This is a genomic window from Paenibacillus sp. MZ03-122A (assembly GCF_024213325.1).
In the GTDB taxonomy this organism is placed as follows: Bacteria; Bacillota; Bacilli; order Paenibacillales; family Paenibacillaceae; genus Paenibacillus; species Paenibacillus polymyxa_B.
Genome location: NZ_JANAVI010000008.1, coordinates 16,823 through 43,313, shown reverse-complemented (window position 1 = coordinate 43,313; position 26,491 = coordinate 16,823). Strand labels below are relative to the sequence as shown.

20 protein-coding genes and 1 pseudogene are annotated in these 26,491 nt (G+C 43.1%); 8 read left to right on the top strand and 13 right to left on the bottom strand.

The window, feature by feature from the left end:
• Positions 1-166 precede the first annotated feature (166 nt).
• From NLX74_RS17475 to NLX74_RS17465, 3 genes are all read left to right on the top strand, one after another.
• Positions 167-700 (top strand): MarR family winged helix-turn-helix transcriptional regulator, encoded by a 534-nt coding sequence (locus NLX74_RS17475; protein ID WP_254329465.1) that lies wholly within the window; start codon positions 167-169, stop codon positions 698-700.
• Between the two features lie 134 nt (positions 701-834).
• The gene (locus NLX74_RS17470; protein WP_254329464.1) at positions 835-2,154 is read left to right on the top strand and encodes an HlyD family secretion protein; all 1,320 of its coding nucleotides are present in this window, start codon (positions 835-837) and stop codon (positions 2,152-2,154) included.
• Positions 2,138-3,388 carry an ABC transporter permease gene (locus NLX74_RS17465; protein ID WP_061828944.1) on the top strand — a complete coding sequence of 417 codons (1,251 nt, stop codon included), beginning with the start codon at positions 2,138-2,140 and terminating at the stop codon, positions 3,386-3,388. Before NLX74_RS17470 ends, NLX74_RS17465 begins: the two co-directional genes overlap by 17 nt.
• A 96-nt stretch (positions 3,389-3,484) precedes the next feature.
• On the opposite strand, the gene NLX74_RS17460 is transcribed toward NLX74_RS17465, so the two are convergent.
• A complete protein-coding gene (locus NLX74_RS17460) occupies positions 3,485-4,045 on the bottom strand; it encodes an NAD(P)H oxidoreductase (RefSeq protein WP_254329463.1) in 561 nt (186 codons plus the stop codon).
• A gap of 162 nt (positions 4,046-4,207) precedes the next feature.
• Here NLX74_RS17460 and NLX74_RS17455 point away from each other — a divergent pair, with 162 nt between their 5' ends.
• On the top strand, positions 4,208-4,603 hold the full coding sequence (locus NLX74_RS17455) for a winged helix-turn-helix transcriptional regulator (RefSeq protein ID WP_235306393.1): 396 nt from the start codon (positions 4,208-4,210) through the stop codon (positions 4,601-4,603).
• Between the two features lie 41 nt (positions 4,604-4,644).
• Here the strand turns inward: NLX74_RS17455 and arsC are convergent, their stop codons facing one another.
• The 4 genes from arsC to NLX74_RS17435 all read right to left on the bottom strand — a co-directional run bounded on the left by arsC (position 4,645) and on the right by NLX74_RS17435 (position 8,493).
• Positions 4,645-5,064, bottom strand: a complete 420-nt coding sequence (gene arsC, locus NLX74_RS17450; protein ID WP_254329462.1) for an arsenate reductase (thioredoxin) — start codon at positions 5,062-5,064, stop codon at positions 4,645-4,647.
• Between the two features lie 25 nt (positions 5,065-5,089).
• Positions 5,090-6,379, bottom strand: a complete 1,290-nt coding sequence (locus tag NLX74_RS17445) for an arsenic transporter (protein ID WP_302058646.1) — start codon at positions 6,377-6,379, stop codon at positions 5,090-5,092.
• A gap of 88 nt (positions 6,380-6,467) precedes the next feature.
• Positions 6,468-6,821: an ArsR/SmtB family transcription factor gene (locus tag NLX74_RS17440; RefSeq protein ID WP_254329461.1), complete on the bottom strand. Its 354-nt coding sequence runs from the start codon at positions 6,819-6,821 to the stop codon at positions 6,468-6,470.
• 79 nt (positions 6,822-6,900) lie between these two features.
• A complete protein-coding gene (locus NLX74_RS17435) occupies positions 6,901-8,493 on the bottom strand; it encodes an alkaline phosphatase family protein (RefSeq protein WP_254329460.1) in 1,593 nt (530 codons plus the stop codon).
• 185 nt (positions 8,494-8,678) lie between these two features.
• Between NLX74_RS17435 and NLX74_RS17430 the strand changes: the two genes are divergently transcribed.
• From NLX74_RS17430 to NLX74_RS17420, 3 genes are all read left to right on the top strand, one after another.
• Entirely contained in the window at positions 8,679-9,452 is a 774-nt protein-coding gene (locus tag NLX74_RS17430; protein WP_254329459.1) for an alpha/beta fold hydrolase, read from the top strand.
• Positions 9,453-9,748: 296 nt separating this feature from the next.
• The gene (locus tag NLX74_RS17425; protein WP_254329458.1) at positions 9,749-11,254 is read left to right on the top strand and encodes an alpha/beta hydrolase family protein; all 1,506 of its coding nucleotides are present in this window, start codon (positions 9,749-9,751) and stop codon (positions 11,252-11,254) included.
• Between the two features lie 445 nt (positions 11,255-11,699).
• Positions 11,700-12,926 carry a sugar efflux transporter gene (locus NLX74_RS17420; protein WP_254329457.1) on the top strand — a complete coding sequence of 409 codons (1,227 nt, stop codon included), beginning with the start codon at positions 11,700-11,702 and terminating at the stop codon, positions 12,924-12,926.
• Positions 12,927-12,933: 7 nt separating this feature from the next.
• On the opposite strand, the pseudogene NLX74_RS17415 reads toward NLX74_RS17420, so the two are convergent.
• Positions 12,934-13,239, bottom strand: a pseudogene (locus NLX74_RS17415) (nucleotide disphospho-sugar-binding domain-containing protein); the annotation flags it as partial.
• A gap of 244 nt (positions 13,240-13,483) precedes the next feature.
• Positions 13,484-16,792 carry a pectinesterase family protein gene (locus NLX74_RS17410; protein ID WP_254329456.1) on the bottom strand — a complete coding sequence of 1,103 codons (3,309 nt, stop codon included), beginning with the start codon at positions 16,790-16,792 and terminating at the stop codon, positions 13,484-13,486.
• Between the two features lie 188 nt (positions 16,793-16,980).
• On the opposite strand from NLX74_RS17410, the gene NLX74_RS17405 reads away from it, so the two are divergent.
• A complete protein-coding gene (locus NLX74_RS17405; protein ID WP_254329455.1) occupies positions 16,981-17,820 on the top strand; it encodes a helix-turn-helix transcriptional regulator in 840 nt (279 codons plus the stop codon).
• Positions 17,821-18,042: 222 nt separating this feature from the next.
• Here the strand turns inward: NLX74_RS17405 and NLX74_RS17400 are convergent, their stop codons facing one another.
• From NLX74_RS17400 to NLX74_RS17375, 6 genes are all read right to left on the bottom strand, one after another.
• Positions 18,043-19,080: a threonine aldolase family protein gene (locus NLX74_RS17400; protein WP_254329454.1), complete on the bottom strand. Its 1,038-nt coding sequence runs from the start codon at positions 19,078-19,080 to the stop codon at positions 18,043-18,045.
• Entirely contained in the window at positions 19,067-19,528 is a 462-nt protein-coding gene (locus tag NLX74_RS17395) for a MarR family winged helix-turn-helix transcriptional regulator (RefSeq protein ID WP_103048335.1), read from the bottom strand. Before NLX74_RS17395 ends, NLX74_RS17400 begins: the two co-directional genes overlap by 14 nt.
• Positions 19,529-19,669: 141 nt before the next feature.
• Positions 19,670-22,780, bottom strand: a complete 3,111-nt coding sequence (locus NLX74_RS17390; protein ID WP_254329453.1) for an efflux RND transporter permease subunit — start codon at positions 22,778-22,780, stop codon at positions 19,670-19,672.
• On the bottom strand, positions 22,777-24,168 hold the full coding sequence (locus tag NLX74_RS17385; protein WP_367997048.1) for an efflux RND transporter periplasmic adaptor subunit: 1,392 nt from the start codon (positions 24,166-24,168) through the stop codon (positions 22,777-22,779). Before NLX74_RS17385 ends, NLX74_RS17390 begins: the two co-directional genes overlap by 4 nt.
• A gap of 201 nt (positions 24,169-24,369) precedes the next feature.
• Positions 24,370-25,020 carry a response regulator gene (locus NLX74_RS17380; protein ID WP_254329451.1) on the bottom strand — a complete coding sequence of 217 codons (651 nt, stop codon included), beginning with the start codon at positions 25,018-25,020 and terminating at the stop codon, positions 24,370-24,372.
• Positions 25,017-26,249, bottom strand: coding sequence for a sensor histidine kinase (locus NLX74_RS17375; protein WP_254329450.1), 1,233 nt, complete (start codon positions 26,247-26,249; stop codon positions 25,017-25,019). Before NLX74_RS17375 ends, NLX74_RS17380 begins: the two co-directional genes overlap by 4 nt.
• Between the last annotated feature and the right edge of the window lie 242 nt (positions 26,250-26,491).

Below are 26,491 nucleotides of genomic sequence, written 5' to 3'. Positions count from 1 at the left end.
CAATGTAGGGAATAACTTGAATTATTGTACGAAGCACCCTCCATATGGTGAAAATCCGCATGACGATTAACAAAATTTAGCTTGAAATTCATTTTTGAATAGATTAAGATTAGTCGGCTAACTAATTTATTGATTGGAACATACTGTAAGAAGAAAGGAGAACCTTATGGATTTTGATTTACGGGACTTGCCCACTCGAGAGGCGCTGCAAGAATTTTCTATGCGTATCCCCGAGATTGATGTAAGAGCGACGGAAGCTATGCTATTTTTCATGCGGGTATCTTCCAGCGTCTTTAAAGTCAGCTTTGAGGGCTTTGAGAAATTCGGTATATCTCAAGGTAAATTTTCGATATTAATTCTTCTGTACCGCAACATCCATACAGGATTGCTGGCTACAGAGCTTGCGGAGAAAGTAGGGGTTAGCAAGCCTACCGTTACCGGTCTGCTTGACCGCCTGGAACGCGATGGGCTTATTATTCGATCTGTTCATCCTTCCGACCGCCGCATGAGCATTGTTAAACTGACCGATCAAGGAACGGAAATGATGGAAAGACTGCTGCCTATACATTTTACAAGCACTTCCACACTGATGAGCCACCTGTCCACCGATGAAAAAGAGCTGCTCCTGACGTTACTGCAAAAAATAGAAAGCGGCATCCTTCAAGCAAAAGAGATATATAAAGCAGCAAAACCAGAATAAGTTTTAATTTTGCGTTTTAGTTAGCCGACTAACTTTTAAATTATTAAATAAAAGAATAAATAAAATGTACATACCAGGATATTTATTCGAGTCTATGTTTAACTCATTTTATGAATTTAAGGAGTGTATTACTCATGAATCGCACACAAGTCACCAGCCTCATCATCCCTCTCATTTCTATCGCCTGTCTTATCGGCGGGGGGTTCCTGCTCCAGACCAACGGACAAGATCAAGTCAATGCTTCTCGATCCGTTAAAGGCACAACACTAAATGCGGATAGCATTCATGTATCGTTTGAACAAGTAGGAGGCAAAATCCTGAACATCCCGGTAACAGAAGAAACTAAGGTGAAAAAAGGAACTGTCCTTATGACTTTGGATTCCACAGATGTGGATCTGCAAATTGAGCAGCTGCGGACACAAATCGCCCAGTTCAATACGCAAATCAGCCAACAACAACAATCCATCCATTTAGGGTATACACGAGCAGCAACTCAGGAAAAACAGGCGAAGCTAGATATCGCGCAAGCTCAAGTGACTGAGCGTAAAAGTCAGGCGGCATTGCAGCGGGCACAAGCGGCTGAGCGTCAAGCCACTGCTGCGGAACAACAGGTCAATAACGGGGCTCGGGCTGAAGATGTTCAGCAGCAACGAATTGCCGTAGCTTCAGCCACCAAAAACGTTCAGACGGCGCAGACCAACTATAAGCGTAATAAAGCACTCTATGATGCAGGAAGTGCATCCAAAGCAGCGTTGGATGATGCCGAATCCTCTTTGACTTTAGCGACAAATCAGTTGAGCCAGCAAAAAGAGTCTCTTCAAAAACTACTTCATGGTGCCACTTCCGAAGAACGTATGCAGGCCAGTGAACAGACGACACAAGCAGCCGTTTCGGTAAAACAAGCCGAGGAAGAAATTCGCGGTGCCCAATTGTCCGTCGATCGTTCCAAGACCCAGCTGGAAACCATTCAGCAGAGTCGTCAACAGTTGGCAGATCAGAAGCTGGCTATTGACCTCTTAAAGCAACAAAAAGACACACAGGAAGTCCAGCTTAAAACGTTGCTGCTCAAAAAAGAACGCCTGGTGTTAAAAGCTCCACAGGATGGCAAGGTTACTTCAATTAGTACCAAAGTAGGCGAAAATGTGGCGCAAGGGGCTCCTGTGATTACCCTGGAAACCAACGATTTATATTACGATCTCTATGTGAATGAAGAACAAGCGGGGAAATTCAAGGCCAATCAAGAAATTAAAACTCATATCTCTGGTCTCAATAAGGACTTGAAAGGTAAAGTACGCTACGTAACTGCTGCACCACAATTCGCTAATGTGAAGATGTCCCGTGAAAAAGGAGAAGCAGATACCGCTACATTCCAGGTACGTGTATATGTAACAAGAGAAGCAGCTTTGCTACCAGGCATGACAGTTGAGGTGAATACAAATGAAATCTCTTCGTGATGAATGGTCGTATCTGGTTCACTCCAAGTATCCGATCATAGCTATTATCTTCCCGTTGATTGCCGTACTGGGGTATTCACTGTTGCTCCCAAGCAGCCAAATTAACGACGCTAACGTGGTAGTAGTGGATCAAGATAACACAGCTTACAGCCGTGAGTTCATTCAGAAAATAGATGCTTCCCCGTATATGAACGTAGCTGAGATTGTTTCGTATACGGACAACCCTGAACAGTATTTTTATCACGAGCAATATTTGGCTGTTATTTCCTTGCCGCATGGTTTAGAGGATAATCACAATCGCTCCCTTTCCAGCCGCGTGGGTCTCATTCTCGATAATACCAATGTTCAATCTATTACTTCGATTCGTACAGCTATGCAGGAAATTAGCGTTTCCGAGAATATGGAATTGTCTGTTCCAGCTATGTTGAAAACCGGGATGAACGCAGAACAGGCTCAAGGGGCCCTCAATGGTATCGCCTTGGAAGTGCGTTCCCTGTTTAATCCAACTAATGACTATCAGAATACGACGATACTTGCATTCACTTGTATGTTCTCTTTTATGATACTGAATATAAATAGCTTACCTCTGGTCGCCAGACTCCGAGTTTCCAAGAGGCTGGCTGCTGAGCTGCAAAATCCATTCAACATCCTGCTGCGTATGCTTCCTTATACGCTGTTTTCGACGGCTGGCTTAATCTTCTCTCTCGGGATGCTTAAAGTGTTTGGGGGAGGCCGTTTCGAGGCCAATCCAATTCTCTTTATAATTCCAGTTGTCCTGTATGTATTCGGTACCGTTTGTATCAATGTCCTGGTTGCATGGGGCGCTGCACATCCGGGAATAGCCATCGGCAGAATGGTGATGATACTCATGCCTGCTTTTGTTCTATCGGGGGCTGTTCTTTCCAGATCACTGTTTCCACCTTTAGCGATTCAAATCGGTGATTTCTTCCCCTTTGTATGGATGTATAAATTCCTGCGCACCATGGGTCTGCGTGGTGCACCTTTGCAAGAGATGCTTCCCGAACTCGGTTCTCTGTTACTATATGTGGGTGTACTCTCCATGCTGGTGATCGCCAGGGCCCTGTGGGAAAAACAGAAGCTGGCCAAGCAAACTGCGGGTTCTGCTTCTGAAAAGGGTTCACCACATCCCGTTGTTCCAGCAAGCACAACTGGCGGCGGGTTATCTATGCAAGGGGCACCGTCAGCACCTATGCACGAGCCTATAAAAGGATAGAGTCTCGTCTATAAAATAAAAAAGGGTTAAGTGCCGTCTAACGAGCCTTAACCCTTTTTCAATAATATTAACTTCCCATTGTTATCAGAATAAAACTCACTTATATGCCCGACCTAATTGATAAGCGTGCTCCAGTAAACCTGCAATGTATTCTTTCGACTCGGACAAAGTATCATAGAAGAACTCCACCTTGGACTCTCTTACTCTTGCGTAACCAGCAATGGCTTTATTCAAATAATTAGTAACCAAATCGTGATATTCATACTTGATCAGATGTTCTTTCGTCCCTCCTGCCAAGCACATCCACAAAACCTGCTTCGTCGTAAATTCCTGAAGTAAACCTTTGTTCCAGACTTTATCCAGGTACCCTTTTAGCATGGAAGGCACACTGTACCACCATAGTGGAAACACAAAGACCAGAGCATCCGCAGCAGCAATTCTGTCCATCTCTCTCCGTGTTTCAGGAGCATATTGTTTATGAGGCGTATTCCAATCCAGCTCATCTGCCGCGCTATATACCGGATTAAACCCATCCCGATCCAAGTCCAAAATATCTACCTCGTGCTTATTCTCCTTCAATTCCTCTACAAAACGATTCATGACTGTAAGGGTAAGTGAATCCTCTCTAGGATGCGTCACGACCAATAGAACTTTCATGTTATCCGTAACCTTCTTTCTCCTCATAATTGTTGAACCCTGTCTACAGATGCTATTATGGTTGATATATATGAAAGTGTGAAGTACGCACTTCAATGTACTGTAGGTACTTTTAGGTTCCTTAGTGCCTTTTGTACTACAGATCGGAGAGGGGGAAAGTCTATGGAACACAAAGCCAAAACCTATATGCTCGGGATCGAGGCAACTTTGGAGGTCATCAGTGGAAAGTGGAAAGGCATCATCCTGCATCATTTAACCAGCGGCAGAAAACGTACATACGAACTTCGTCAACTCATTCCGAAAATCACCCAAAAAGTGCTTACCCAACAGCTTAGAGAGCTTGAAAAGGATGGAATCATCCACCGCATCATTTATAACCAGATTCCACCCAAAGTGGAGTACGAGCTTAGTGAATATGGATGGGATTTTAAAGATCTGCTTGATCGTTTTTGCTTATGGGGAGAAGATCATTTGGATAGGATCTATGGAGATAAAACAAAGGTGCTGGAAGAGTATTCTGTGAAGGAGAAAAACGCCAAACAAGCACCACCTCTTTAAGGAGGCGTGCTTGTTTGAAATACTATAGCTGTGCAGCTTGTTTATTTACCAGTCTCCGCAAATTTCCGAATACGAGCCTCGACTTCATCCCGTACACGCTGGAACACGCTCCATTTCTCTTCTTCTGTTCCTTTTGCTTTAGCCGGATCATCAAATCCCCAATGTTCACGACGAACGTGCGGAGGTGTGATAGGACATTTATCAGCAGCATCTCCGCACAAGGTCACAACCAAATCCGCGCTGTTCAGCAAAGCAGGATCTATAATATCTGAAGTTTGTCCGGAGATATCGATCCCTATTTCATTCATCGCTTGCACCGCTTTAGGGTTAAGGCCGTGTGCCTCAATGCCCGCACTGTATACATTCCAACGGTCTCCCAAGTATTTTTGGGCCCAGCCTTCTGCCATTTGACTGCGACAAGAATTACCAGTGCATAAAAAGTAAATTGTCTTCTTTTCCATCATTACCGTCTCCTTCAATGTTCAATTATGAAATGATTAACCATAGATATAAGCCCAGTAGGGTCATAAAAAGTGTAGGAATGGTTAAGACAATGCCTGTCTTAAAATAAGTTCCCCAAGAAATTTTCACGTTTTTCGAACGAAGCACATGCAGCCACAACAACGTGGCTAATGAACCGATCGGAGTTATTTTCGGCCCCAGATCAGAACCAATGACGTTAGCATAAATCAACGCCTCTTTGACCATACCGGTTGTATGGGTGGCATCAATGGCAAGCGCATTAATCATGACCGTAGGCATGTTATTCATGACCGACGAGATAATCGCCGCAATAAAACCCATGCCCATGGTGGCCACAAACATACCTTGATCGGCAGCCGCTTGAATCACATGGGCCAGCAGATCCGTCAAACCGGCATTACGTAGACCATACACCACAACATACATTCCGATAGAGAAAAATACGATGGCCCATGGAGCGCCCTTGATGACTTCTTTCATCGGCACTGCAGGGCTTCTACGCGCTATCAATAAGAAAAAGATAGCAATAATACCGGCCACCACCGAAACGGGAATGTTAAAAAATTCGCATGCAAAGTAGCCAACGAACAAAACCGCGAGAACGATCCAAGACATACGGAATATTTTTGGATCTTTAATCGCTTCCGCAGGCGTGATTAATTGTGCCGCATCAAACGTTTTCGGAATACTTTTGCGAAAAAAAAGATACAGTACCCCTATACTGGCTGCTAAAGAAAATAAATTAGGTATAATCATGCGACTCGCATATTCCATAAAGGTAATCCCAAAGAAATCGGCTGACACAATGTTGACCAAGTTGCTGACCACAAGCGGAAGCGACGTCGTGTCTGAAATAAAACCGCTCGCTATGATAAAAGGAAAAATCATTTTCTCATCCAATTTAAGTGCTCGAACCATCGCCAGTACAATCGGTGTCAGTATTAAGGCCGCACCGTCATTCGCAAAAAAAGCAGCAACAACGGCGCCAAGAAGGGTCACATAAACAAACATCCGCGTTCCGCTTCCTCGCGCAGCTCGTGCCATGTGGAGCGCCGCCCATTCGAAAAAGCCGATTTTATCAAGCACCAACGAAATCAGAATAATGGCTACAAAAGCCAGTGTCGCATTCCAGACAATATGAGTAACTTCCCAAACATCATGCAAATCGACGACACCCACCAGCAAGGCGAGTATGGCACCTCCGCAAGCAGACCAGCCGATAGACAGATTTCTAGGCTGCCATATCACCAACACTAAAGTGGCTAAAAATATAATGCATGCCAACAAAATCAATGTTTTAAACCTCCATTACATTACCTTATAAACATATACTTATATTAAAAACACCGGCTATCCCTCAAGGAGATAAACGGAACAGCCTTTAGGATGAGCAGCAAGCCGATGAATCCGGTGCACAAGATGCTATCGGCTCCTCTTTATTCAGCCATTTTAAAATCTGCTTGGAGTCTGGCATACGCTCAAGAACGGCTTGAATATGCGGCTTGTCGTCTACATTTAAGGAATAGTATACCCACTGACTTCGTCGTTCTTCTTTTACCATTCCTTGCGACTTTAATTTTCTCAAATGTTGGCTAATTGCTGGCTGCGACATATCAAAGATATCTACAAATTCGCAAACACACCATTCTCTCTCTCTTAGCAGGGAAAGCATGGCCAGCCGAGTTTTATCGCCCAATAGCTTTAAATGATCGGCTACATAACCAAGTTGCTCCAATGTGTAACCTCCTTTCATTCATATAACTGTATGCTTATATACTAATGGAGTACGTTTTTAATATCAAGAACGATAATACTTATCCATTCACCAATTGCATAATCCAGTCTTTTATATCAACGATTCGCAGTGTTTTGGGGCGTGTATTCGCTCCGGAAATAATTAATGGGACAAGGGAATCTATTTCATGCAGCGAACCATGAGCTCCCCCTCCGATGTGGGTAGGAGAACTTTCACCGACGAGTTCATATCCGGGTTGTACCGTGACGACAATATATCTACCTCCATGTGAATACATTGCCCCGTGCAGCCTCGCCAAAACGTCTGGATATTTTCCATATTTGATCCGGTTGTTATTTATCGTAATATCCACAAGGTCTTCTTCGCCCGACAATGTCCACGATTGTCCATATTCATCGGTGTATTTTCCACCAGGATGATAAGAAAATAGCTTACTCTTTTTCCCCTTTGTAACATGAATATTGTTTTTACCATCTTTCATAGCGATAATGTCGAGCTTGTCCTCATTTTGTAAAAACTTCACCACATTGGATAACTCCACATCATCGTTTATGGCATAGATATAAGCCATCCGTTCATTAGCAGAAATCACGATTTGGTCATCGTTTCTTACTGGTTGATTTAATTTTGCAATGCGGTAATGATTCAAAAGCGACTTTAAATCAACCGTTGCTACCTGTCGATCATTATAAATAGCGCTTTGCGCACTGTCACCCATGACAATCCATGTCGCATTGTTTACAGCCTGTTCCCACGAACCATATGCATTCAACACAGTTTGAAGTGCTTGATCCGCTTTTTCGATTCCCTCCAGTTGAGTCGGGCCCTTTCTATGCGCCAAATTATCATTTTCTGGAAAGTATGTGATGGTTACGTCTGGAAGCTTCTTCTGACTTATTACAAAAGCGGTATCTTTTGCGGAAAACTCGTCGTTCATCCCGAATTTTTTCCACGGAGGAGTATTCCAGCTATTCTTTGGATCCAGTTGTGCAAAAGTTGCATAAGAAAACCATTTAGGTCCTGTTATTCTCAATTGTTCTGGCACACGATTGCTGTTCGTTATAAAGCGAGGTACTTTTAAGTCATGTTCCGTTCTTCCTCTAAAAACAATAGCGTTGATTGATGCCGATTCTTTTCCTTTGTCGGCCAGCTCTTCGTGAATTGTTTTTGTTTTTTTGTTCAAATGAACTTGATTTAACTGATAAATAGCATCCATAAATACTTGCATTTGATCTATCTTCAAGGCTTCTTTGGCACCATTGCCGTAGAGAATCATGCGTTTCTTTTGGTCGCTGTACCAAACGAGTCCAGGCACATGATGTTGGTCTGCATACGTTCCCGTTAATAATGTACTGTCGATTGTCACAGACATCGTGGGAAATGAACTCACTACCTGCGGGAAATATTGCCCTTGTTTCAGGAGATATTGCATTGCCGGTGCGCGGCCTGCTTGAATCGCATCTTGCAAAGGCTTATCCATTAACGAATCAATCAAGATCATAATGACAGGTTTTTTGCCCATTTGATTTACTGTAATAGGTGGCTTCACACTCTGTTGTTTTAGCTGTTGACTGGAGTCCGCTCTACAGCCCAAGATCAACAACAATAAACTTAGCACTACTGCAATGGTAACTTTATTTTTCATGCCCATGTATGTGTCCCTTTCTTAGAAAAACTTGATCTTCTTATTTTTTTCTTGTACTTAAAATATTATTCCTGCATTGGGTCATCGGGACAAAGGTATCTCATACAAGCAATTAAAGTTACACCTCCATGAATTTTTTGGATCCAATAGGCCAAATTTAAAGTCAAACCATTCAGGGAGGGAGCATAACCATGACTACGACAAACATAAATGAATATTCGATGCATTATATTGATTCCGGAAAAGGGTTCGCCATCCTATTCATTCACCCTCCAGTACTCACAAGCTTAAATTTCACATACCAAATCCAAGGACTCTCGCCCCATTTTCGAACTATAGCTTTTGATATTAGAGGACACGGTAAAAGTCAGCCTTCCCAGCAAACGGTTACTTACCCTCTCATCGCCCTGGATATTAAACATTTGATGGACCGGATGAGCCTTGATAAAGTATTTCTGTGTGGATATTCTACCGGGGGCTCGATAGTACTTGAATTCCTCTTGACTTACCCAGATCGGGCATGGGGAGGTATTGTTATCAGTGGAATGTCGGAAGTAAACGAATGGCGACTAAGAAATAAAATTTCTTTGGGCATTGCTCTTTCCAAAATCGGCACAATCGGTACGATTGCCCTTTCTAATGCTTGGTCACAAACGAAACAGCTATCTTTATTCCGTAAGTTATTCAACGATGCGAAGCAGGGAAATCCCAGGAATATCGAACAATATTATCGATACAGCTTGAAGTACAACTGCACCTCACGGCTCGGGGAAATCCATCTTCCTGTCCTGCTCGTTTATGGTGAAAAAGATAAGCACTTTCATCCCTATGCCAAAATATTGCATCAACAATTACCAAATAGTGAGCTGGTTTTCCTTAAGAAAGCTGATCATCGCCTTCCTACGAAGGCCGCCGGATTATTGAATGAACTGATCAAGCAGTTCGTAGATCGGTTCAGCCTTTAAAGCAAATCCTACAGGATAATTCCACATACATAGCTACATTCCACTCCTGTTACGTTAAGCGTCAAATAGCCCCCCACCTGTTCAACATCCGTTGGCCATGACATGCGGCGGATGGGGCACTCCTTTTCTGGACCCCGGCCGAAAGGCAGAAATCAGCACATTACATGCCGTTTTCTGCGCCATCGTCGCGCAACCTTACAAGAGTGTTAGGCAATTGTCATCTAGATCAATGGTATCAACCTAGCTGCTCCTCTATACTAATCCATTGATAGGATTATTTTTAAGGGGGAGTTGGCGTGAGGTTTTTTGAAATGCTGCTATTCTTTTCAAGTGCTTGTTTGTTGGCACTCCTGTTCATTATCAATCAACGTATCCGAAGACCAGCTTTGCTCCTGACAAGCGGAGCAGGCTCTATTTTTTTAGTGATACATTTGCTTGTCGAAGGATACAGGGTTCAGCTTTTATTTTTATACGGATTTACGATCCTGATGCTTATGTTTTCGCTTATAGACGTTTTCATAACGCTGAAAGTCGTTCGGACTGCCTCGCGAATCCGTAGGGTGCTGGGCCGCCTTTTTATTGTGATTGGGCTAATCGCAACGGCGTGCTTCCTCTATGTGTTTCCCGTATTCGACTTTCCGGCGCCAACCGGCGAGTTGAAGGTAGGCACGAAAGTCTTTCATTTCATCGATCCAAACCGGGAGGAGACATTTGGCAAAACCGCGACAGGCAAAAGGGAATTGATGGTTCAGGTATGGTATCCGGCTCAAGCTGGCACCAACAAGTACGCTCCCTTTATTCCCGATACCCAGATTTTACGTTATATGGCCGCGGACTATGGCCTTCCTGAGTTTACTTTTCAACATCTGAAGTACGTATCCAGTCATGCTTATTCGGGGGCCGAAGTCTCTTCGGCACAGACTTCATACCCGCTGATCCTTGCGAATCCCGGCAATGGCTCTTCCAGGTTCCTCCACACGTCGCAAGCCGAAAATCTCGCGAGTCATGGATATATCGTGGCAGTGATCGACCACACCTACAATACATTTGCAACCGAGTTTCCGGACGGGCGAATCACGACCAGCACAACCAACGACTTATTCTCGCCCGCCCATGATTACCAGACGAGTAGGGGAAATCGCGACAAGTTGGGACAAGTTTTAACCGGTGATGTGGCGTTTGCGCTGGACCAATTCGAGCTCATCCAATCGGGGCAGATTCCAAGTCATCTAAAAGGGAGGATTGATCTCGGTCATGTCGGGGTGTTCGGTCATTCCATCGGCGGAGCGACGGCCTATGACGCTTCTTACGATCCGCGAATCGCGGTTGGAATAGACCTTGATGGAGGGCTTTATCGACTGCGTGACAGAGAGGGTCTGCGAAAGCCGTTTTTGTTCATCAACTCGGAAAGCTATTTCGAAAAATTAAAAATGGTGATGGATAACCGGGTCTACACGGATGCAGAGCTTAACCGTATGGGCTCAACAAGAGAGTGGGAGGATCAAGTAACGGAAGATAAAAAGTTGGAGCTTGAACGGATGCGCGAAGCGGTCGACGAAGGGGGACAAGTCCTCTATATCGAAAATACGGAGCATTTGAATTTTGCCGACGTACAGTTTATTTCTCCGATTTTCGAAATGCTGGGCATTACAGGAAAGATTGCGCCCGAAAGAGCGAACTCCGTTATCAATGCCTATATGCTGGATTTCTTCGATAGGTATCTGAAAAATCAAGGCGGAAACTTAATGAAAGGACCGGATAGCCGCTTTCCGGAGGTGAAGTTCGTAACCTCGCTATTATAAATTACGGAACAGGCTACCGATTTTGATATGCTCCCCTTCAAGTAGGCAGGTTTAATAAATAAACCGCTACTTGAGGGGGAGTTTTCCTTTGTCTAAGAAGAACGCATACAATGCGATTGAGAAACTAGCAATCATACAGGAGTTAAAAGCAGGACAGAGCAGCCGTGTGGAAGTAGCAAAAAAAACATAACATCAGCGTTACCACCTTAGTGAAATGGCGACATCGCTATGAGTTGTACGGAATGGGAAAGCGAAAGCTATGAGCAAGGGGCGGTCTACCAATCATCAGGAACGAATAGACAGTATCTTTGCCTGTATATTGTCCTGCTCATCAAAGTGAAAAATATTATATAATATTTTACACTATGTAAATATACAAATTATGCTAAAGTCATATATAGTTTGGTTGGGATAGGTATGTATTCGGAAGGAGTGTAAAAATGAAATGCTAAAGCGTATTCAGAATCTTTTTGTTATCCCTAACTACCCATTGTTCATGATCTGCATGTTATTGCAAGGCATGGCTATATCCATCAGCGCACCTTTTTTAGCTGTATATTTTACAAGTACACTTGGCGTATCTGTGGGAACCTTTGGTGTGTTTACAGCGGTAACTTTGATTTGTGGCATATGGATAAGCTCTCTGATTGCCAAACGTTCTGATACCGGATTAGATCGTAAACAAATTTTGGTGATTTGTACGTTATTTAATGCCATAGCCTTTGCAGGATATCTTGTAATCCAAAATTTTTATGTACTTTTTGTTTATATGACGATCTTTACGGCCATTGGTGCTCCTGGGATGCCGCAGTTATTTGCCAGCGCACGTGAAGCAGTAGATCGCAGTAAATCTGCGGATCACGCCTTTGCTAATTCAACACTTCGGTCTATGTTTTCTCTTGGATTTATTACCGGGCCGCTTTTTGGTTCCTTTTTGATTGCACATACGGGCTTTAAAGGTATCTTTATGGGGACGACCTCTATTTTTGTTCTTATTGCTGTTCTTTTATTCTTTTTTATCCAGCAGCCTCCCGCTCAGCTTAAACATAAGGATCAACTTTCACTTCATAACATTACATTACATAAAAATATTGAGATTCTGATCCCTTTCTCAGTTCTTACTCTGCTCTATACGTCTCACTGGATGAACAATTTAAATATTTCCTTGTTCATCATTTACAATTTAAAAGGTGACACAAGTGACGTTGCTCTAGTATCCAGTATTTGCGCCATTTTAGAAATACCCTTGATGCTCATGCTAGGCGTACTAGCAGCTAAATACTCCAACCGTTTGCTTGTATTTTTAGGGGCATTAACAGGAGTTGTCTATTATATCCTTGTCCTTATGTCTACGGAGATGTGGCAGCTATTCGTGGGGCAACTTCTTCTAGCCTTCTTTGTTGCAGTGATTTCTGCCATTGGCATTAGTTACATGCAGGATTTGTTGCCCTCTCTTCCAGGGTACGCATCGACGCTATATTCCAATGCGACAACTATCGGAAGACTGGTGGGGAGCTTAATGGGCGGATTAACCGCTCAATGGATGGGTTACCGAAACACCTATTGGGTATGTTTGGCCCTAATCATCTGCTCCCTGGGTCTTCTGGCAATTTCGAAGAAATTAGAGTTTGAAAAATCTGCTGCTTTAAAAGAAAGGAATCACAGTATATAGACTACGCTTATTTTTCTATGGTGGAGAAATGACTCATAATTGTATCTGCCGCATGTCTGTACCCACCAGCCTGGCGTAATGATTCGCCGATCACATGAGCCTGTTCTTTATAGGTTGGATGACTCAATACCTCTAATAAGGCAGCTTTCAAACTAGCGGGTGTAAGCTTATTTTTATCCACAACAACACCCGCTCCCAGTTCCTGCACCCGACTAGCTACGATCGGCTGATCCGATGTTAAAGGAATCATGACCTGCGGTACATTGTAATATAAGGCTTCACTTGTACTGTTCATCCCCGCATGTGTAACAAAAGGTCGGATTAACATGGCCTTCAGCTGGCGTGATCACTACTAACACACGTGCCATATCCTACACCTCCAAATCAATAATAAATTTCAATTTGAGATAAATGCACTTTTAACATAGCAAACATTTACCATATAAACAAGTATTTTCAATACCGAAAATCAAGTATGTATCCTCTACTCAAACTATAGAAATAAGCGAGGCTGAACGCTAGAAGCGCTTGCCCCGCTTAACCACTGAACATCAAATTTAAAGACGCCAATCCCAATGATCTGTCCCGCTCAGAACAGCTTCAACGGTGTACTGACTTGCTTCATCAGCGGTAAGCTGTTTGGCCCAAGATACACGCCCGCTACTTCCTGCACCTGGTCCAAAGTTGTCAAACTCTCCAAATCTTGCGGTCTGCTCATTGGATTCCTTGCCCCAATTGTTCCAGCCGCCCGGCTTGATATGGTCATCCATATAGGTCTTCAAAAAAGTAACATGAGCATAAGGGCGCCATGGCCGTCCAAGATCCACCTTGCCTGTCAAGCCATTTTCTGTTGTCAGACGACATTGAATAAATACAAAGCCCGGCTTGTTCTCTTCTGTTGAAGCTGCTGTCACATATCCAGCACGCAGGCTGTGTATGATCGAATTATCAAACACGGCAGGTGCATTGCCAAATATAAAATCTACACTACCACTGATGTAGCTGTCCTTAAAATACTGTCTGCCACGGTTCACAAGCAACGTATCCTGTAGGCCGGTAATTTTGACATTGTGATACTTACCACGATCACCTTCGGCATATAACGCTACAGCCTGCACCTGCCCGGTTCCTTCAGTATTGGCAACCGTGACATTCTCCAACACAAAATCGGGACTTTGCACACGCATTGTATAGCTGTTGCTTGTTCCTAATTCTTTTCCGTCCACCACCGTTTTGGCCGTATCATCAAAAGCAATGATCGTTTTGTCGCGATCTTCTCCGATAATACTCAGATTTTTTTTGGAGGAATTCACCTTTATTTTTTCACGATACGTACCGTTTTTGAGATGGATAACTGTCCTTGTGTTGCTGTCGTCAGGGACTGCGTCAATCGCTGCCTGGAGAGATGTAAAGTCAGCAGGGCCATAGGTCGCTACCACCACACTAGTAGGATGAGTTCCTCCTGAGTCTGTCAGGTTGCGGATGGTGACATTGCTGAATTCCGACGTATTGTAATTCCATACATCATTTTGTTGTTTGGATGCATCGGTGGCCAACCCGAACAATAGCGGCTGATTATCCGGCACATCTATAACAGTTTCACCAACCTTCTCCCAGTTCGTCACACCATCTGCGGATACCCAGCCGGTAACCTTTTGTCCTTGTCGTACCAGACGAACCGAATATGGCGTTGCAATAAACGACTCCATTGACGCACGTTTCGTCTTGGCATCCGTTTGATCACGACTGATAAGAATACCCTGTTTGCCATATTTAACAAATGCTAAAGACATAAAGGCCATTTTTGATCCAGGCTTCAGCGACTCACGAATCATTACACCCGCTTCGGCATTATCATCCACCGGAGTAATTTGTTCCACACGGGCTGTAATTTCAGTGTTACCTTCCCATTTTTGATAAGCATAATGGAAAATATCTGCCTTACCGTCAACGTCTCCCGCTGACTTCAGTCTTATACTGCCGCCGCTTGCATCTTCTTTTAAGACCTGAGTATGCCCTTTTATATAACCATCGTTGCCCTCAGAGCCAATCTCTTCGCTGAGCCAACTTCCCGACGGCGCAGTCGTATTGACGTGAATGGTAACAGGATTGGAAAATGCAGCATTCCCCTTGCGGTCGGTCACCCGTACAATAATATAATGGGTACCGTCTGTTACATGATTCCAATCGAGATGATAAGGCGCGGTCTCTACTTTACCAACAAGTTTGCCGTCAATGATAAATTCAACATGAGCAATACCATCTTTGTCCTTGGCTGTTGCTGTTATGGTCGCATCACGGCCTGCTTCCAAAATATCGTTATGCTTTAGTGAACGTCCGTTTGCATCCGACACCTGAACGACGGCCTCTGGATTATCCACCTCATTTCCATTCGACAGCTTCTCAATAAGATCATTTAAATAGACCTCCAGATTTGTATAACCCTTGGCAAAATGAGCATACGCCCCTGTGCCGGCAAGCAATTGACCGTTACGATCATCTGCATTATTGGGGTCCAGCCCATGGGCACGTTCCCATTCATCCGGCATTCCATCATGGTCACTATCAGAAAGCTCCGTCGTCGTTACGTTAGAATCGTCGTAAATCCACCCTACTTCACGCGGAGAGTTAATAAACGCACCCGTTCCATTCTTCACATCATTCATAATTCGGGCGTCCACCGCATCTCTTCTTGGCAGCGTGGCTCCTGAGCCGGCAAGCACCTCCGTATATGCGGTTTGTGCATCTGTCGCTTGATATGGACCATACGCATCCGGTGAAATTCCGTTGTCGTATTCCCCTCTGACTTCAATCGGCTCCGCCAAACGGGTGGAAGGATCAATAATTGACCCAATGGATGTGCCAAGCTGCCAGTTGTCTTTCGTAACCGAGTCATTGCCGTACATGTAGTTACCACCAATAAAGATGCGTGTTTTATATTTTTTACTACCCACGTCTACAAAAATTTGACCGCGAACGTCCTCATATGTGTTGGGGCCATACTTATAATAGTTATTCAGCACATTATACGATCCTTCACCGCCACCGTATGAAGAGAAAAATCCCCAGTTATAAATGACATTATTGGTCATTTCCACAGCGTCGATTTGTTTTTTATCGGTTGGAAAACGCGGATTACGACTTGCATTGTGAGCCAACAAATTATGATGATAGGTGGAATTTCGTCCGCCCCATATGCCGCCATAGCCGTGGCGACCTTTCTGATGCGTGGTCATTAGCATACTTTCGGACGCAATGGACCATTGTACCGTTGTATTGACGTTGTCATACAGGCTCAGTACCTCATCCACCGACCAGCTAAAGGAACAGTGATCAATCATTATGTTTTTATGGTATCTGGCTCCTAACGCGTCATCCTCACTGGGGTAACGGTCGGTCAATCGGAAACGCAGGTAACGGAGAATGACGTTATCTGCATCAATCCCTGTCGTGTAATCGCTTACAGTTATACCATCGCCAGGAGCTGTCTGGCCCGCAACCGTCAGGTTGTTTCCCAAGATTTTAAGTGGCTCCTTGAGATGAATCGTTCCACCCACCCGGAATACGACCGTCCGATTATCGGAGCTGACCGCTGCACGAAGAGATCCGGGTATTATCTGTTCCCCTTTGCCGTAGTCTGCCAGCGTGGTAACCTCATACACTTCACCTCCGCGTCCACCGATAACATATTTACCGCCACCCTCAGCCCCCGGAAACGCCGGAATATCCGTCGCCACTTTTGACACCTTTGCGTTCTCTGTTCCTACCGCAGTCTCCGCTTGGATTAGTGGTGGGCACAAGGTCAACAACAATGAACCCACAACCACATTACATAGCACCTTTTTCCATGTACGCTGCTTGCTCATATTCTGTTTCCTCCCTAAGATTTTCTTCCACATCAGCGCATATTTTTATAAAAACACGATCCGAGACGTTCAGAAGCGCCTTCACCTCCTTTCATCAATCTTTTCTGCTTTTATCATTGGCAGGTTGTCATATATACTGGTGGTATATGAATGCGCTTACTTATCTTAATTTGTAAAGGAAGAAGCACATGAATGAAATGAAAGAAGATAAATATGTCCTTGGCGAACAACAATTCTCCATTCATCACATCTATCGTACCGGTTTCACGGTTATGCCCCGGCCTCATGTCCACGAGAACTATGAGCTGTATCTCTTACTGCGAGGAGAACGCATCTATTTTATGAATGGCAAGGTATACACCGCTCGCAAGGGGGATCTGATATTCATCCTTCCTCATGACTTGCATTCTACCGCCAGTACGCAATTGCAGGAAACAGAACGCATTTTGATTCATTTTTCTCCGACGTTTCTCCCACAGCAGGATCATGACATTCTTGACCTGCCACCGTATCAGCAATCCGCGTTGCTTCGCTTACCTGCGAGAGAGCAAGTGGAGGTTGAACGTTTATTCCTACAGATGAATACCGAATGCAGGAATAAGCAGCCTCTGCATGACCGTTGCGTACAGCATTTACTGCTGGAAATGCTTATTCTGGTGCACCGATCGGAAGCGATCGAGCGTAGTGAACCTGTTCCCTCTCATCCCATGCATCAGAAAATCACGGAAATTTCTTCTTTTATTCAGGATCATTACAATGAACCGTTAACTCTCGAACAAGTGGCCGCCTGCTTTTTCATTAGTCCAGCTTACCTAAGCCGTATCTTTCTAAAGTTGACTGGTTTTCATTTCAGCGAATACATCCGCGTAGTGAGGGTCAGGGCGGCCCAAACAAGACTGCGAACCACCAAAGACAAAATCCAGCATATTGCAGAGGATGTCGGGTTCGGTCATGCTTCCCACTTTAATAAAATCTTTAAAAAAATAACCGGGCTCTCTCCTCTTCAGTACCGCAAGCAGGTTCGGTAGATATTCAGTGTAAAGAATTAGACGCCGACTTTATACATCCGCTCTTGTCTTGTTTTTCCATTTTTATATCCACTTGCTCTTTCATGGAACTAAAGACAAGCCGCTTTGGAGCAAGTAAAATGCACAAAAAAACCATACTTCGCTGCAATGCATGCAACGAAGTATGGCTATTCCATAGTCATTCTACATCTTTAAAATTATAAATTACACTTTCTATGACCTTTATCGCAATGCTTTAATATCCTGAATCAGCATTGCAACATTTTCTTTCTTTGTAGCCCAACTAGTACAGAATCGAACAGCACTATGTGCATCATCAACCTTTTCCCAAAAGGAGTAAGTATATTTTTCACTCAATGCCTTTAGTATGCGATCTGGCAAAATCGGAAACTGCTGATTAGTTGTAGAACGGTATTGAAAAGAAAAACCTTGCTCAGATAATCCGTTTTGAAGCAGCATTGCCATATCTATAGCGTGTTTGGAAATTTCAACGTATAAACCGTCTTCAAACAAAGTTTCGAATTGAATGCCCAACATTCTTCCCTTAGCCAACAGTCCTCCTTTTTGCTTGATCATATATCGAAAATCTTTTTTCAATGTATCATTTAGAATGACTACTGCTTCTCCCATCAAGGCTCCAATTTTGGTCCCGCCAATATAAAATACATCGCATAGCTTCGCTATATCTGCTAAAGATACATCGCTATCTTCGGCCACCAAGCTATAACCTAATCGGGCTCCATCTATAAACAGTGGTAAACCACACTCTTGACAGACTCTACTTAATGCTTCCAGCTCTGATTTGCTATAAATCGTTCCATTTTCAGTAGGTTGGGAAATATAAACCATCCCTGGCTGTACACTATGCTCAGGAGCGGCATCATTCCAGTGAGCGTCATATAGCTCCTTTACTTGCTCGGCCCGGATTTTCCCATCATCACTTGGCAAAGTAAGTACTTTATGCCCAGTAGCTTCAATCGCTCCGGTCTCATGTACGGCAATATGTCCAGAAACTGCAGCAACGACGCCTTGATGCGGACGCAGAATAGAAGAAATGACGGTGGTATTGGTCTGTGTACCTCCAATCAAAAAGTGTACATCCGCATTTGGGGAGTGACATGCTTCTTTAATATATGCTCTGGCTTTTTCACAATGATCGTCGACACCATAACCTGGAGTTTGTTCATCATTAGTCTCCAGTAGTCGCTTTAATATGCGCTCATGAGCACCTTCGGTATAGTCGCATTCAAATCGTATCATTCTGTATCCTCTCCAAATTATCCAATTTCTTCTGAATTAACAACATAGAAGCATGTAATTCCTTAATCTCTTCTTCTGAAAGTCCTTGAACTAATTTTAAAATCTGTTCATCAGACCTTTCATTCAGTTGGTTGTAGAATGCTTTTCCTTTAGGAGTCAACCGAATCAGATTTGTTCTATTATCCAACGTTGAATTTTCCTTAACAAGAAAGCCCTCTTTGCAAAATTTAGCAATGATCCTACTCATATAGCTGCGGTCAATTTTAAGAGATTCGACTAGAGTATTCGCAATACATGGCTCGATCAACCCGATCTCTATAATGACACGGGCCTCAGTAAAGGAATATCCGCTATCCAGCACATGTCTATCTAAAACACCCAGTATATTCGTATAGAATCGATTAAAACGCCTCATATCCGCTATCATATTAGCATCTATATTGATCATAACTCCCCCAATTTAGTGGACTTTTGCAACAATTATAGTAATGATTTTTGTGGACTCTGTCAATGAAATAATAATCAATATCGACAAAAGAAAAAATCGTACATTAAGACACTCGTCTAATGCACGATTTCATATATTTACCTACAAGGTCAATGAGCTATCGCTATTTATAGCCTTTTCCTTCTTATGCTTCCGATTCAGTTTCAGATGAGCTACGACCATATACAGCGTCGGAACTACAAACAAAGTTAAAATAGTTGAAAAAATTAGTCCGAAAATAATGGTCGTTGCCAACGGTTTGAACAAGATCTCGCCTATTGTGGCAATAGGGATCATACCCACAATCGCAGTTAGCGAAGTAAGCAAGATCGGACGGAAACGGGCAGAGCATGCCATTAGAATGGCGTCTGTTAAATCAGCGCCTTCACGCCGCGCATCTTCAATAAACTCTATCAGCACGATACCGTTACGCACGACGATACCAGCAAGTGAAATGATACCCATAATACTCATGAATCCAATTGGCATCCCCGAAATAAAACTTCCAAGGATTCCCCCTGCCGCTGCCAGATAAACAGTGGTCATAATAATGAGCGGTGTGGAAACCGAGTAAAACTGCATGGTAATTAAGAGGAGAATAAGAAAAATAACAATCACAGCTAATTTGCCCAAATCCTTAAACATATCAGACTGCGCAGATGTTTCCCCTCCCATCTCCCAGGTGTAGTCTGGTTCAAACTGGGTATTTGTAAGTTTGCTACGGATATCATTAGTGAGTTCTGTAGCCGTACGCCCATTTCCATTGGCTGAGATCGTTACCGTCCGTTCCAGATCATAGCGGTGGATTTGTTGGATGGAAAAGTCCGGTTTCATCGTGGCTAATTGGGATAAGGGGATTTGCTCCCTTGCCGCATTGTTCACACTTAATTGTTGGAATAATACCTCAGGATCATGGTTTGGTTTGTTCATGTATATATTGACATCAAGCAATTCCTTACCCGTATCAAAATCCGTTACATTCACCCCGTCACCCATTAATAGCAAAGTACGCGTTAAATCGGAATAGCTAACCTGATATTTATCCAAGGCTTGCTGATTAATTTGGAAATTCAGATTATAGCTTTGCATACCCATATTATCGGTCACATCTACAGCTCCGGGGGTTCCCGCAACGATTTCTTTGACTTTAGTTGTCATGTTTTGCAGCTTATCAATGTCTTCTCCTTTTATACGGATAGACACCGCACTGCCGACCGGAATACCTAATTGGGGAACGCGAATGCTGATTAATGCAGATGGATATTTAGCTTGTAGCGTATGGGTCCAGTTATCCACTGTTTTTTTGAGATCAAATAGCCCCTCTTTTCCAACGACAGCAATTTGGCCATTTACCGCCCCCCCAGAGCCGTGACCACCTGCAACATCGCTGTACAACTGAGGCGCTCCTCCACCTGCCGTTGCCGCCAACCGCTCCGTTTCTGGCTGTTTTTTGACCCACATGCCAATCTCGTTAATAACCTGATTGGTTGCCTGCAACGATGTTCCTTCTGGCATCGTTACACTGATCGTGGCATCCGCTTGATCGGAATCCGGAAATAATTCAATAGGAACAACAGCTAGTAGTCCATAAGCTGCTGTACCCATCATAAGACCAATAAGCGCTGTTAAAAGTGGGCGTCGCAGTATTCTTGGCATCCAGTTTTTAGAGTACACATTGGATAGAGACTGGATTTGACTCCCCAGAAGTCCAGGTGGCTTAACTGTCCTATTATTCTCTTTTCCTTTACGACGTTGATCATACCATTGACGGAAAATAGGAATGATCGTTAATGACATAATCATGGAAGCCAGCATCGTTAACGAAATAACGGTAGGTATCGGTTTAATAAAGTCACCGATGGTGCCCGGCAGGAATAAAAGCGGGGCAAATGCTGCAACCGTAGCTAGTGTAGCTGTAATGATTGATAAGGATACCTCTTTTGTTCCTTTAATGGCTGCCTCCGTAGCATCTTCCCCAAATTCAGTGCGTCGGCGTTCAATATTGTCATTGACCACGACGGCATCATCAACCAATATCCCTAGCACGATGATTAATCCGATGACTGAAATTTGATTCAGCGTGATTCCTGTTGTGGGTAAGAAAATAAAGCCGATGGCGATGGAAACAGGAATGGCCAAGGCCACAAATGCAGAAGTCAGCAAATTTAAACCTAATGTACATATAACAATGACCGATATAATAGCGATGATCATCTCTTTGGTCAGGTTTCCAAACATTTCATCTACTCGATCATTTTGCGCAAAAAGTAGTTCAAAATGTACATTCTTCGGCAAACTGCTCACAAGTTCATTGATTTTGGTTGTAGTCGCCTTAGATACCGTTGGCACGTCTGTGCCTGTATCCCCACTCACACTGATCGAAATAGCAGGCTTGTTATTCACATACGTATAACTAGCTGCTTTTTTAAAAACAAGTGAGGCTGTCCCTACATCTTTCAGAGATATCGGGAATCCATCGTCATTGCTTGAAATCTGGACGTTATTTAGAATGGATGGATCGGTAGAGGCATTTACCGTCAGTTGATAAGTACGCTCATTGAAATCCATGCTTCCTGTAGGAACTCTTTCATTCTCATTTTTGATTGCTTGAACAACCTGCTCCCAGGAGATGTTATATTGTTGCATCTTTTGTGTGTCTAAACTGATTCGTACTTCTTGATCTGGTATTCCTTGAATATTAACTTGCGAAACACCCGAGACCGTTTTTAATTGATCTTTCCATTTGTTCATCAATTCATTCAACGAGTATAAATTCTCAATTTTATCAGAAGTAATCGCATATGAACCAATAAAGGAGCTTGTCATGCTATCATTGATAACCGGCTGCATCGCATCATCTGGAAGCTCGGACTTTGCATCCTGTACCTTTGTACGAAGATCAGCCCATACCTTTGTCGGGTCTGCATCTTCAAAAGCTTCTACAGTTATACTGGATTGGCCTTTAGATGAAGTGGAAGAAACCGTTTTGACACCTTGTACGGCTTTAATTTTCTGTTCCATGACCTTAGTAATGGTTTGCTCGATTCTTTCGGGTGAGGCGCCCGGATAGATGGTTGTAACACTGGCTGACAAGGGAATAACATCGGGCTGCTCTTGTTTAGGTAACGATGTAAAATTATAGAGCCCTAGCACAATGCACATGCCAAAGAAAATGAGTGTAATTTTTTGTTTTTTAACGATATATTTAATCATTCGGACGACTCCTCCGATTTCTCAAGTACGTCATTCCCAATTAAATCACCATTAAATAAGGTTCCTGCTCCTTGTGTAACGATTTGATCGCCTGCCTGTAATCCAGAGACCACTTCGAGCTGATTATTAGTCACTTTCCCCAGTTTAATCGGTGTTTTGACGGCTTTTCCGTTTACAGCTTTAAAGACATAAGGATCATTTCCCGTACTAATTACGGCCTCTACGGGCACTAAAAGCGCTTCGTTTTGATTCATGCTTTTAGATGCGCTTATGACTTGACCAGGTTTCCAATTCAGTTCGGGATTGGGAATGCTAACTTCTACATTGATGCTTCCCGTTTTGGAGTTAGTCGATGGATAGATCTGAGTAACGGTCCCTGTTCTAATTTCATCGTAGAGAGAGATATTTACTTTTTGGTTTTTCTTCCACGATAAGATTTCACTGTCCGGTACGGGGAGGAGTACTTTTAAAGTCTTAATATTTCCGACAACAAATGCCTCACTCCCGCTGGAGCCCAGTTGACCATCAGATATCTTTTTTTCAATCACAACACCCGTGATCGGGGAAGTTAAAGTTGCTTTTTTCAGTGACAAGGCTGACTGTTCATAAGCAGCCAATGCATCTTCATAGGTAGCCTGCGCCTGAGCTTTACTGGCTAGTCCTTGTTGTATAGTAGCCCTAGCCGATTCCAGCCCTGCCCTGGCCTGATCTACCCCGGCCGAAGCTTGGGCACGCTCTTCCTGGGATGCCCCTGCAAGCAAAAGAGACAATTTCTCTTGCGCATCACTTAAGCTTTTTTGTGCGTTTGCTAATTCCAGCTGCGCATTCTCATTTTCCGTTAATGATACTGCACCTGCCTGGAATAGACTTTGGGACCGTGTGGCATCCGCTTTCTTCTTGTTATAATTATTAGTTGCTACAGTAACCGCATTTTGAGACTGTGCAATCTCCTGCTTTTTGGCGCCATTGTTCAATTCCTGCAATTTGGATTGGGCCGCGTTGACCTGGGATTGTGAACTATGAATGCCCGCCTGGGCCGATTGGACAGTAGCCTCCGCTTGGCTTACACCAGCCTTTGCCTTTTCCATGGTTGCCTTTGCCCGATCCAGCTGTAACTGGTAAGCAGATGTATCTAACTTCGCAAGGACACTTCCTTTTTCTACTGAATCCCCAACTTCAACCATGGTGTTCAATATACGTCCATCCGCTTCAAAGGAAACATTGGCCTCATTACTTGCCTGCAATGTTCCCGCCAAATTAAAATCATTGGCCAAAGGTTTCATTGCAAGTTTCTCAATTTTTACCGGGTGACTCGCTTCTGTTACAGAGTTCTCCGATGCACTGGAGCAACCGGAAGCTACTAAGGCTAATGCAACCCCTGCAATCATTATCCTGATTTCTTTTCTCTTCAACTAATGTCATCCTCTCTGATTCTCTCTTCTAAAGGTGCTATCAGCAACCCGTGGGTCAAGTAAACTTTTTCATCCTTTTTTCATGTTATAGCAATGAACAAACAAAAAAATCGTACAAAGGGGCAAGCACCTTATGTACGACTGGGCAAATAAATAACATATTTTCAGTTATTATTTCTAAAGCTGTAAAATACCACGTTCCAACGAAACGGCAACGGCTTCGGATCTGGAATCAACACCAAGCTTGTTATAAATATTCGTTAAATGTGCCTTTACGGTACGCTCGGAAATTCCCATATCAAACGCAATTTCCTTACTTTTAAAACCATGTGCAACAGACTTTAATATGTGTCTTTCCTTATCAGTTAGAATTAAGTTTCTTTCGTGTGATTCTATCTCAGCTTCTCTCTTATTCGTAGTAGCAAATACCCTTGCTGTTATTTCTGGCTGAAGCAGCGTTTCACCCCTTAGCGCAGACTCAATAGTGCGAAATAAGTTTTCTCGACTGGTATCTTTTAGTAAATATCCTTTTGCCCCCAATGAGAGTCCCTTAATCATTAAATCATCTTCGTTATAGGTCGTCAGGATAATGACTGGTGTTTCATTTTGTTTTTCTCTGAGGGCTTTCATGGTTTCCAAACCACTCATTTGTGGCATATATAAATCCAACAATATGACATGCGGCTGAAGTTCTTCGATCAATTTAAGAGCCGTTACACCTTCTCCAGCTTCACCAATCACTTCATAACTGTCATTGGTCTCCAGCACCAGCTTTAATCCTTCTCTAACTACCCAATGATCGTCGACGATTAAAATCTTGTATTTCATGATAGGTCTCCTTTAGTAAGAGGCGCCTCTATTTTTATAGCTGTACCTTCTTGAAATATACTGCTGATATTGATTTTTCCACCCAGCATCCGTACACGCTCATGTATGCCTATTATTCCGTAATGCCCTGTTTGCTTGGCAATAATATCTGTATCAAATCCTTTTCCATCATCGCGAATCTGAATTTCAATCTTGCCTTCATTATCTAAAATATGAATCCATACGGTATTAGCATGTGAATGTTTCGCTACGTTGGTTAAACACTCGCTTATAATAAACAATCCATGTTCGAACAACAGTCTGGGGACGGAAGCTTTAATTTTGATGTTGCGTATTACACGGATGCTCGTAGCCATTGTAAATCGCTGTATTTCTTCCTCCACTGCTTCTGCAAAATCAACTTCCGAGATGGTTTTCGAACGCAGATTGTCTATAGCTCGCCTTGAATCAGACAATGTTCTTCGCACTTGTGACATCGATTGTTGGACGATCTCCTGAGCTCTTTGCGTACTCCCTTTTGTCAGATGGGCATCAATGGCTTCAAGTTGCATGATTAGCCCAGCAAGCCCTTGAGCCAGCGTATCATGAAGATCACGGGCCATACGTTGTCGTTCGTTAGCAATTGTAAGTTCTTCGACCTTTTGATGTGCGATTTCAAGTTCTTTAAGAACGTTTTGCGTTCGGATTCGTGCTTTGACTTGTTTGAGAAAAAGAACGGCATAAGCTACTATAACAACTGCAATTAGAAAAAATAGCGGGATGAACAACACAAACTGCCTGCCATCATTATGCCAGACCACAGCTACACAAAAAAGTACATAGGAGATCAAAAATACAAGAATGACCTTAAGCGGCTTGTAATAAATACCTATACTCTGACCCACCAAAATTGGCATTAACCCAACCAGTACAATCGAAAAACTGTCAGGTAGAAGAAATGCACTTGAAAAGATCAATCCCCCTTGCACAACAAAATAAGCCCATGAAAAATATTTTGCAACTCTATGAGCATGCAAGTACAAGAGGATGTGCAATATGATGATTACAGTGAATAAGACACTTTGCAGCAGATTTAGACCACTAGACAAATGTTGAAGAATGACAGACTCACTATAAATTACAAAAATCCATATTATAGTTAATACTTTTGAAATATCTTTCTTCTCAAATTCACCTTCACTTATTTCTGGATCTAGATTTTGAATCTGTTCATTGAATACATCAATCATAATTCCCTCCTACAATTTTGAATTCGGCTTTTCAACTTATTAGAGACAACGCCGCTATGACGACCTGGTCAATTTAGTTTGGACAGAAATCATTTATATACTATTTTACAAAAAAACAAACAGAAAAAAACGTACACATGGGCAATATCATTTGTACGTTTGGGCACTACATACTATTTGTTCGACTCCAGCCAAATATGTGTCATATAAAAAGCACGCAACAGGTTATCCTGTGCGCGCTT

What these genes read in the sequence shown, in the direction of transcription:
- NLX74_RS17475 (WP_254329465.1), top strand. Translation starts at nt 167, where the DNA reads ATGGATTTTGATTTACGGGACTTGCCCACTCGAGAGGCGCTGCAAGAA.
- NLX74_RS17470 (WP_254329464.1), top strand. Translation starts at nt 835, where the DNA reads ATGAATCGCACACAAGTCACCAGCCTCATCATCCCTCTCATTTCTATC.
- NLX74_RS17465 (WP_061828944.1), top strand. Translation starts at nt 2,138, where the DNA reads ATGAAATCTCTTCGTGATGAATGGTCGTATCTGGTTCACTCCAAGTAT.
- NLX74_RS17460 (WP_254329463.1), bottom strand. Translation starts at nt 4,045, where the DNA reads ATGAAAGTTCTATTGGTCGTGACGCATCCTAGAGAGGATTCACTTACC.
- NLX74_RS17455 (WP_235306393.1), top strand. Translation starts at nt 4,208, where the DNA reads ATGGAACACAAAGCCAAAACCTATATGCTCGGGATCGAGGCAACTTTG.
- arsC (WP_254329462.1), bottom strand. Translation starts at nt 5,064, where the DNA reads ATGGAAAAGAAGACAATTTACTTTTTATGCACTGGTAATTCTTGTCGC.
- NLX74_RS17435 (WP_254329460.1), bottom strand. Translation starts at nt 8,493, where the DNA reads ATGGGCATGAAAAATAAAGTTACCATTGCAGTAGTGCTAAGTTTATTG.
- NLX74_RS17430 (WP_254329459.1), top strand. Translation starts at nt 8,679, where the DNA reads ATGACTACGACAAACATAAATGAATATTCGATGCATTATATTGATTCC.
- NLX74_RS17420 (WP_254329457.1), top strand. Translation starts at nt 11,700, where the DNA reads ATGCTAAAGCGTATTCAGAATCTTTTTGTTATCCCTAACTACCCATTG.
- NLX74_RS17410 (WP_254329456.1), bottom strand. Translation starts at nt 16,792, where the DNA reads ATGAGCAAGCAGCGTACATGGAAAAAGGTGCTATGTAATGTGGTTGTG.
- NLX74_RS17405 (WP_254329455.1), top strand. Translation starts at nt 16,981, where the DNA reads ATGAATGAAATGAAAGAAGATAAATATGTCCTTGGCGAACAACAATTC.
- NLX74_RS17400 (WP_254329454.1), bottom strand. Translation starts at nt 19,080, where the DNA reads ATGATACGATTTGAATGCGACTATACCGAAGGTGCTCATGAGCGCATA.
- NLX74_RS17395 (WP_103048335.1), bottom strand. Translation starts at nt 19,528, where the DNA reads ATGATCAATATAGATGCTAATATGATAGCGGATATGAGGCGTTTTAAT.
- NLX74_RS17390 (WP_254329453.1), bottom strand. Translation starts at nt 22,780, where the DNA reads ATGATTAAATATATCGTTAAAAAACAAAAAATTACACTCATTTTCTTT.
- NLX74_RS17385 (WP_367997048.1), bottom strand. Translation starts at nt 24,168, where the DNA reads ATGATTGCAGGGGTTGCATTAGCCTTAGTAGCTTCCGGTTGCTCCAGT.
- NLX74_RS17380 (WP_254329451.1), bottom strand. Translation starts at nt 25,020, where the DNA reads ATGAAATACAAGATTTTAATCGTCGACGATCATTGGGTAGTTAGAGAA.
- NLX74_RS17375 (WP_254329450.1), bottom strand. Translation starts at nt 26,249, where the DNA reads ATGATTGATGTATTCAATGAACAGATTCAAAATCTAGATCCAGAAATA.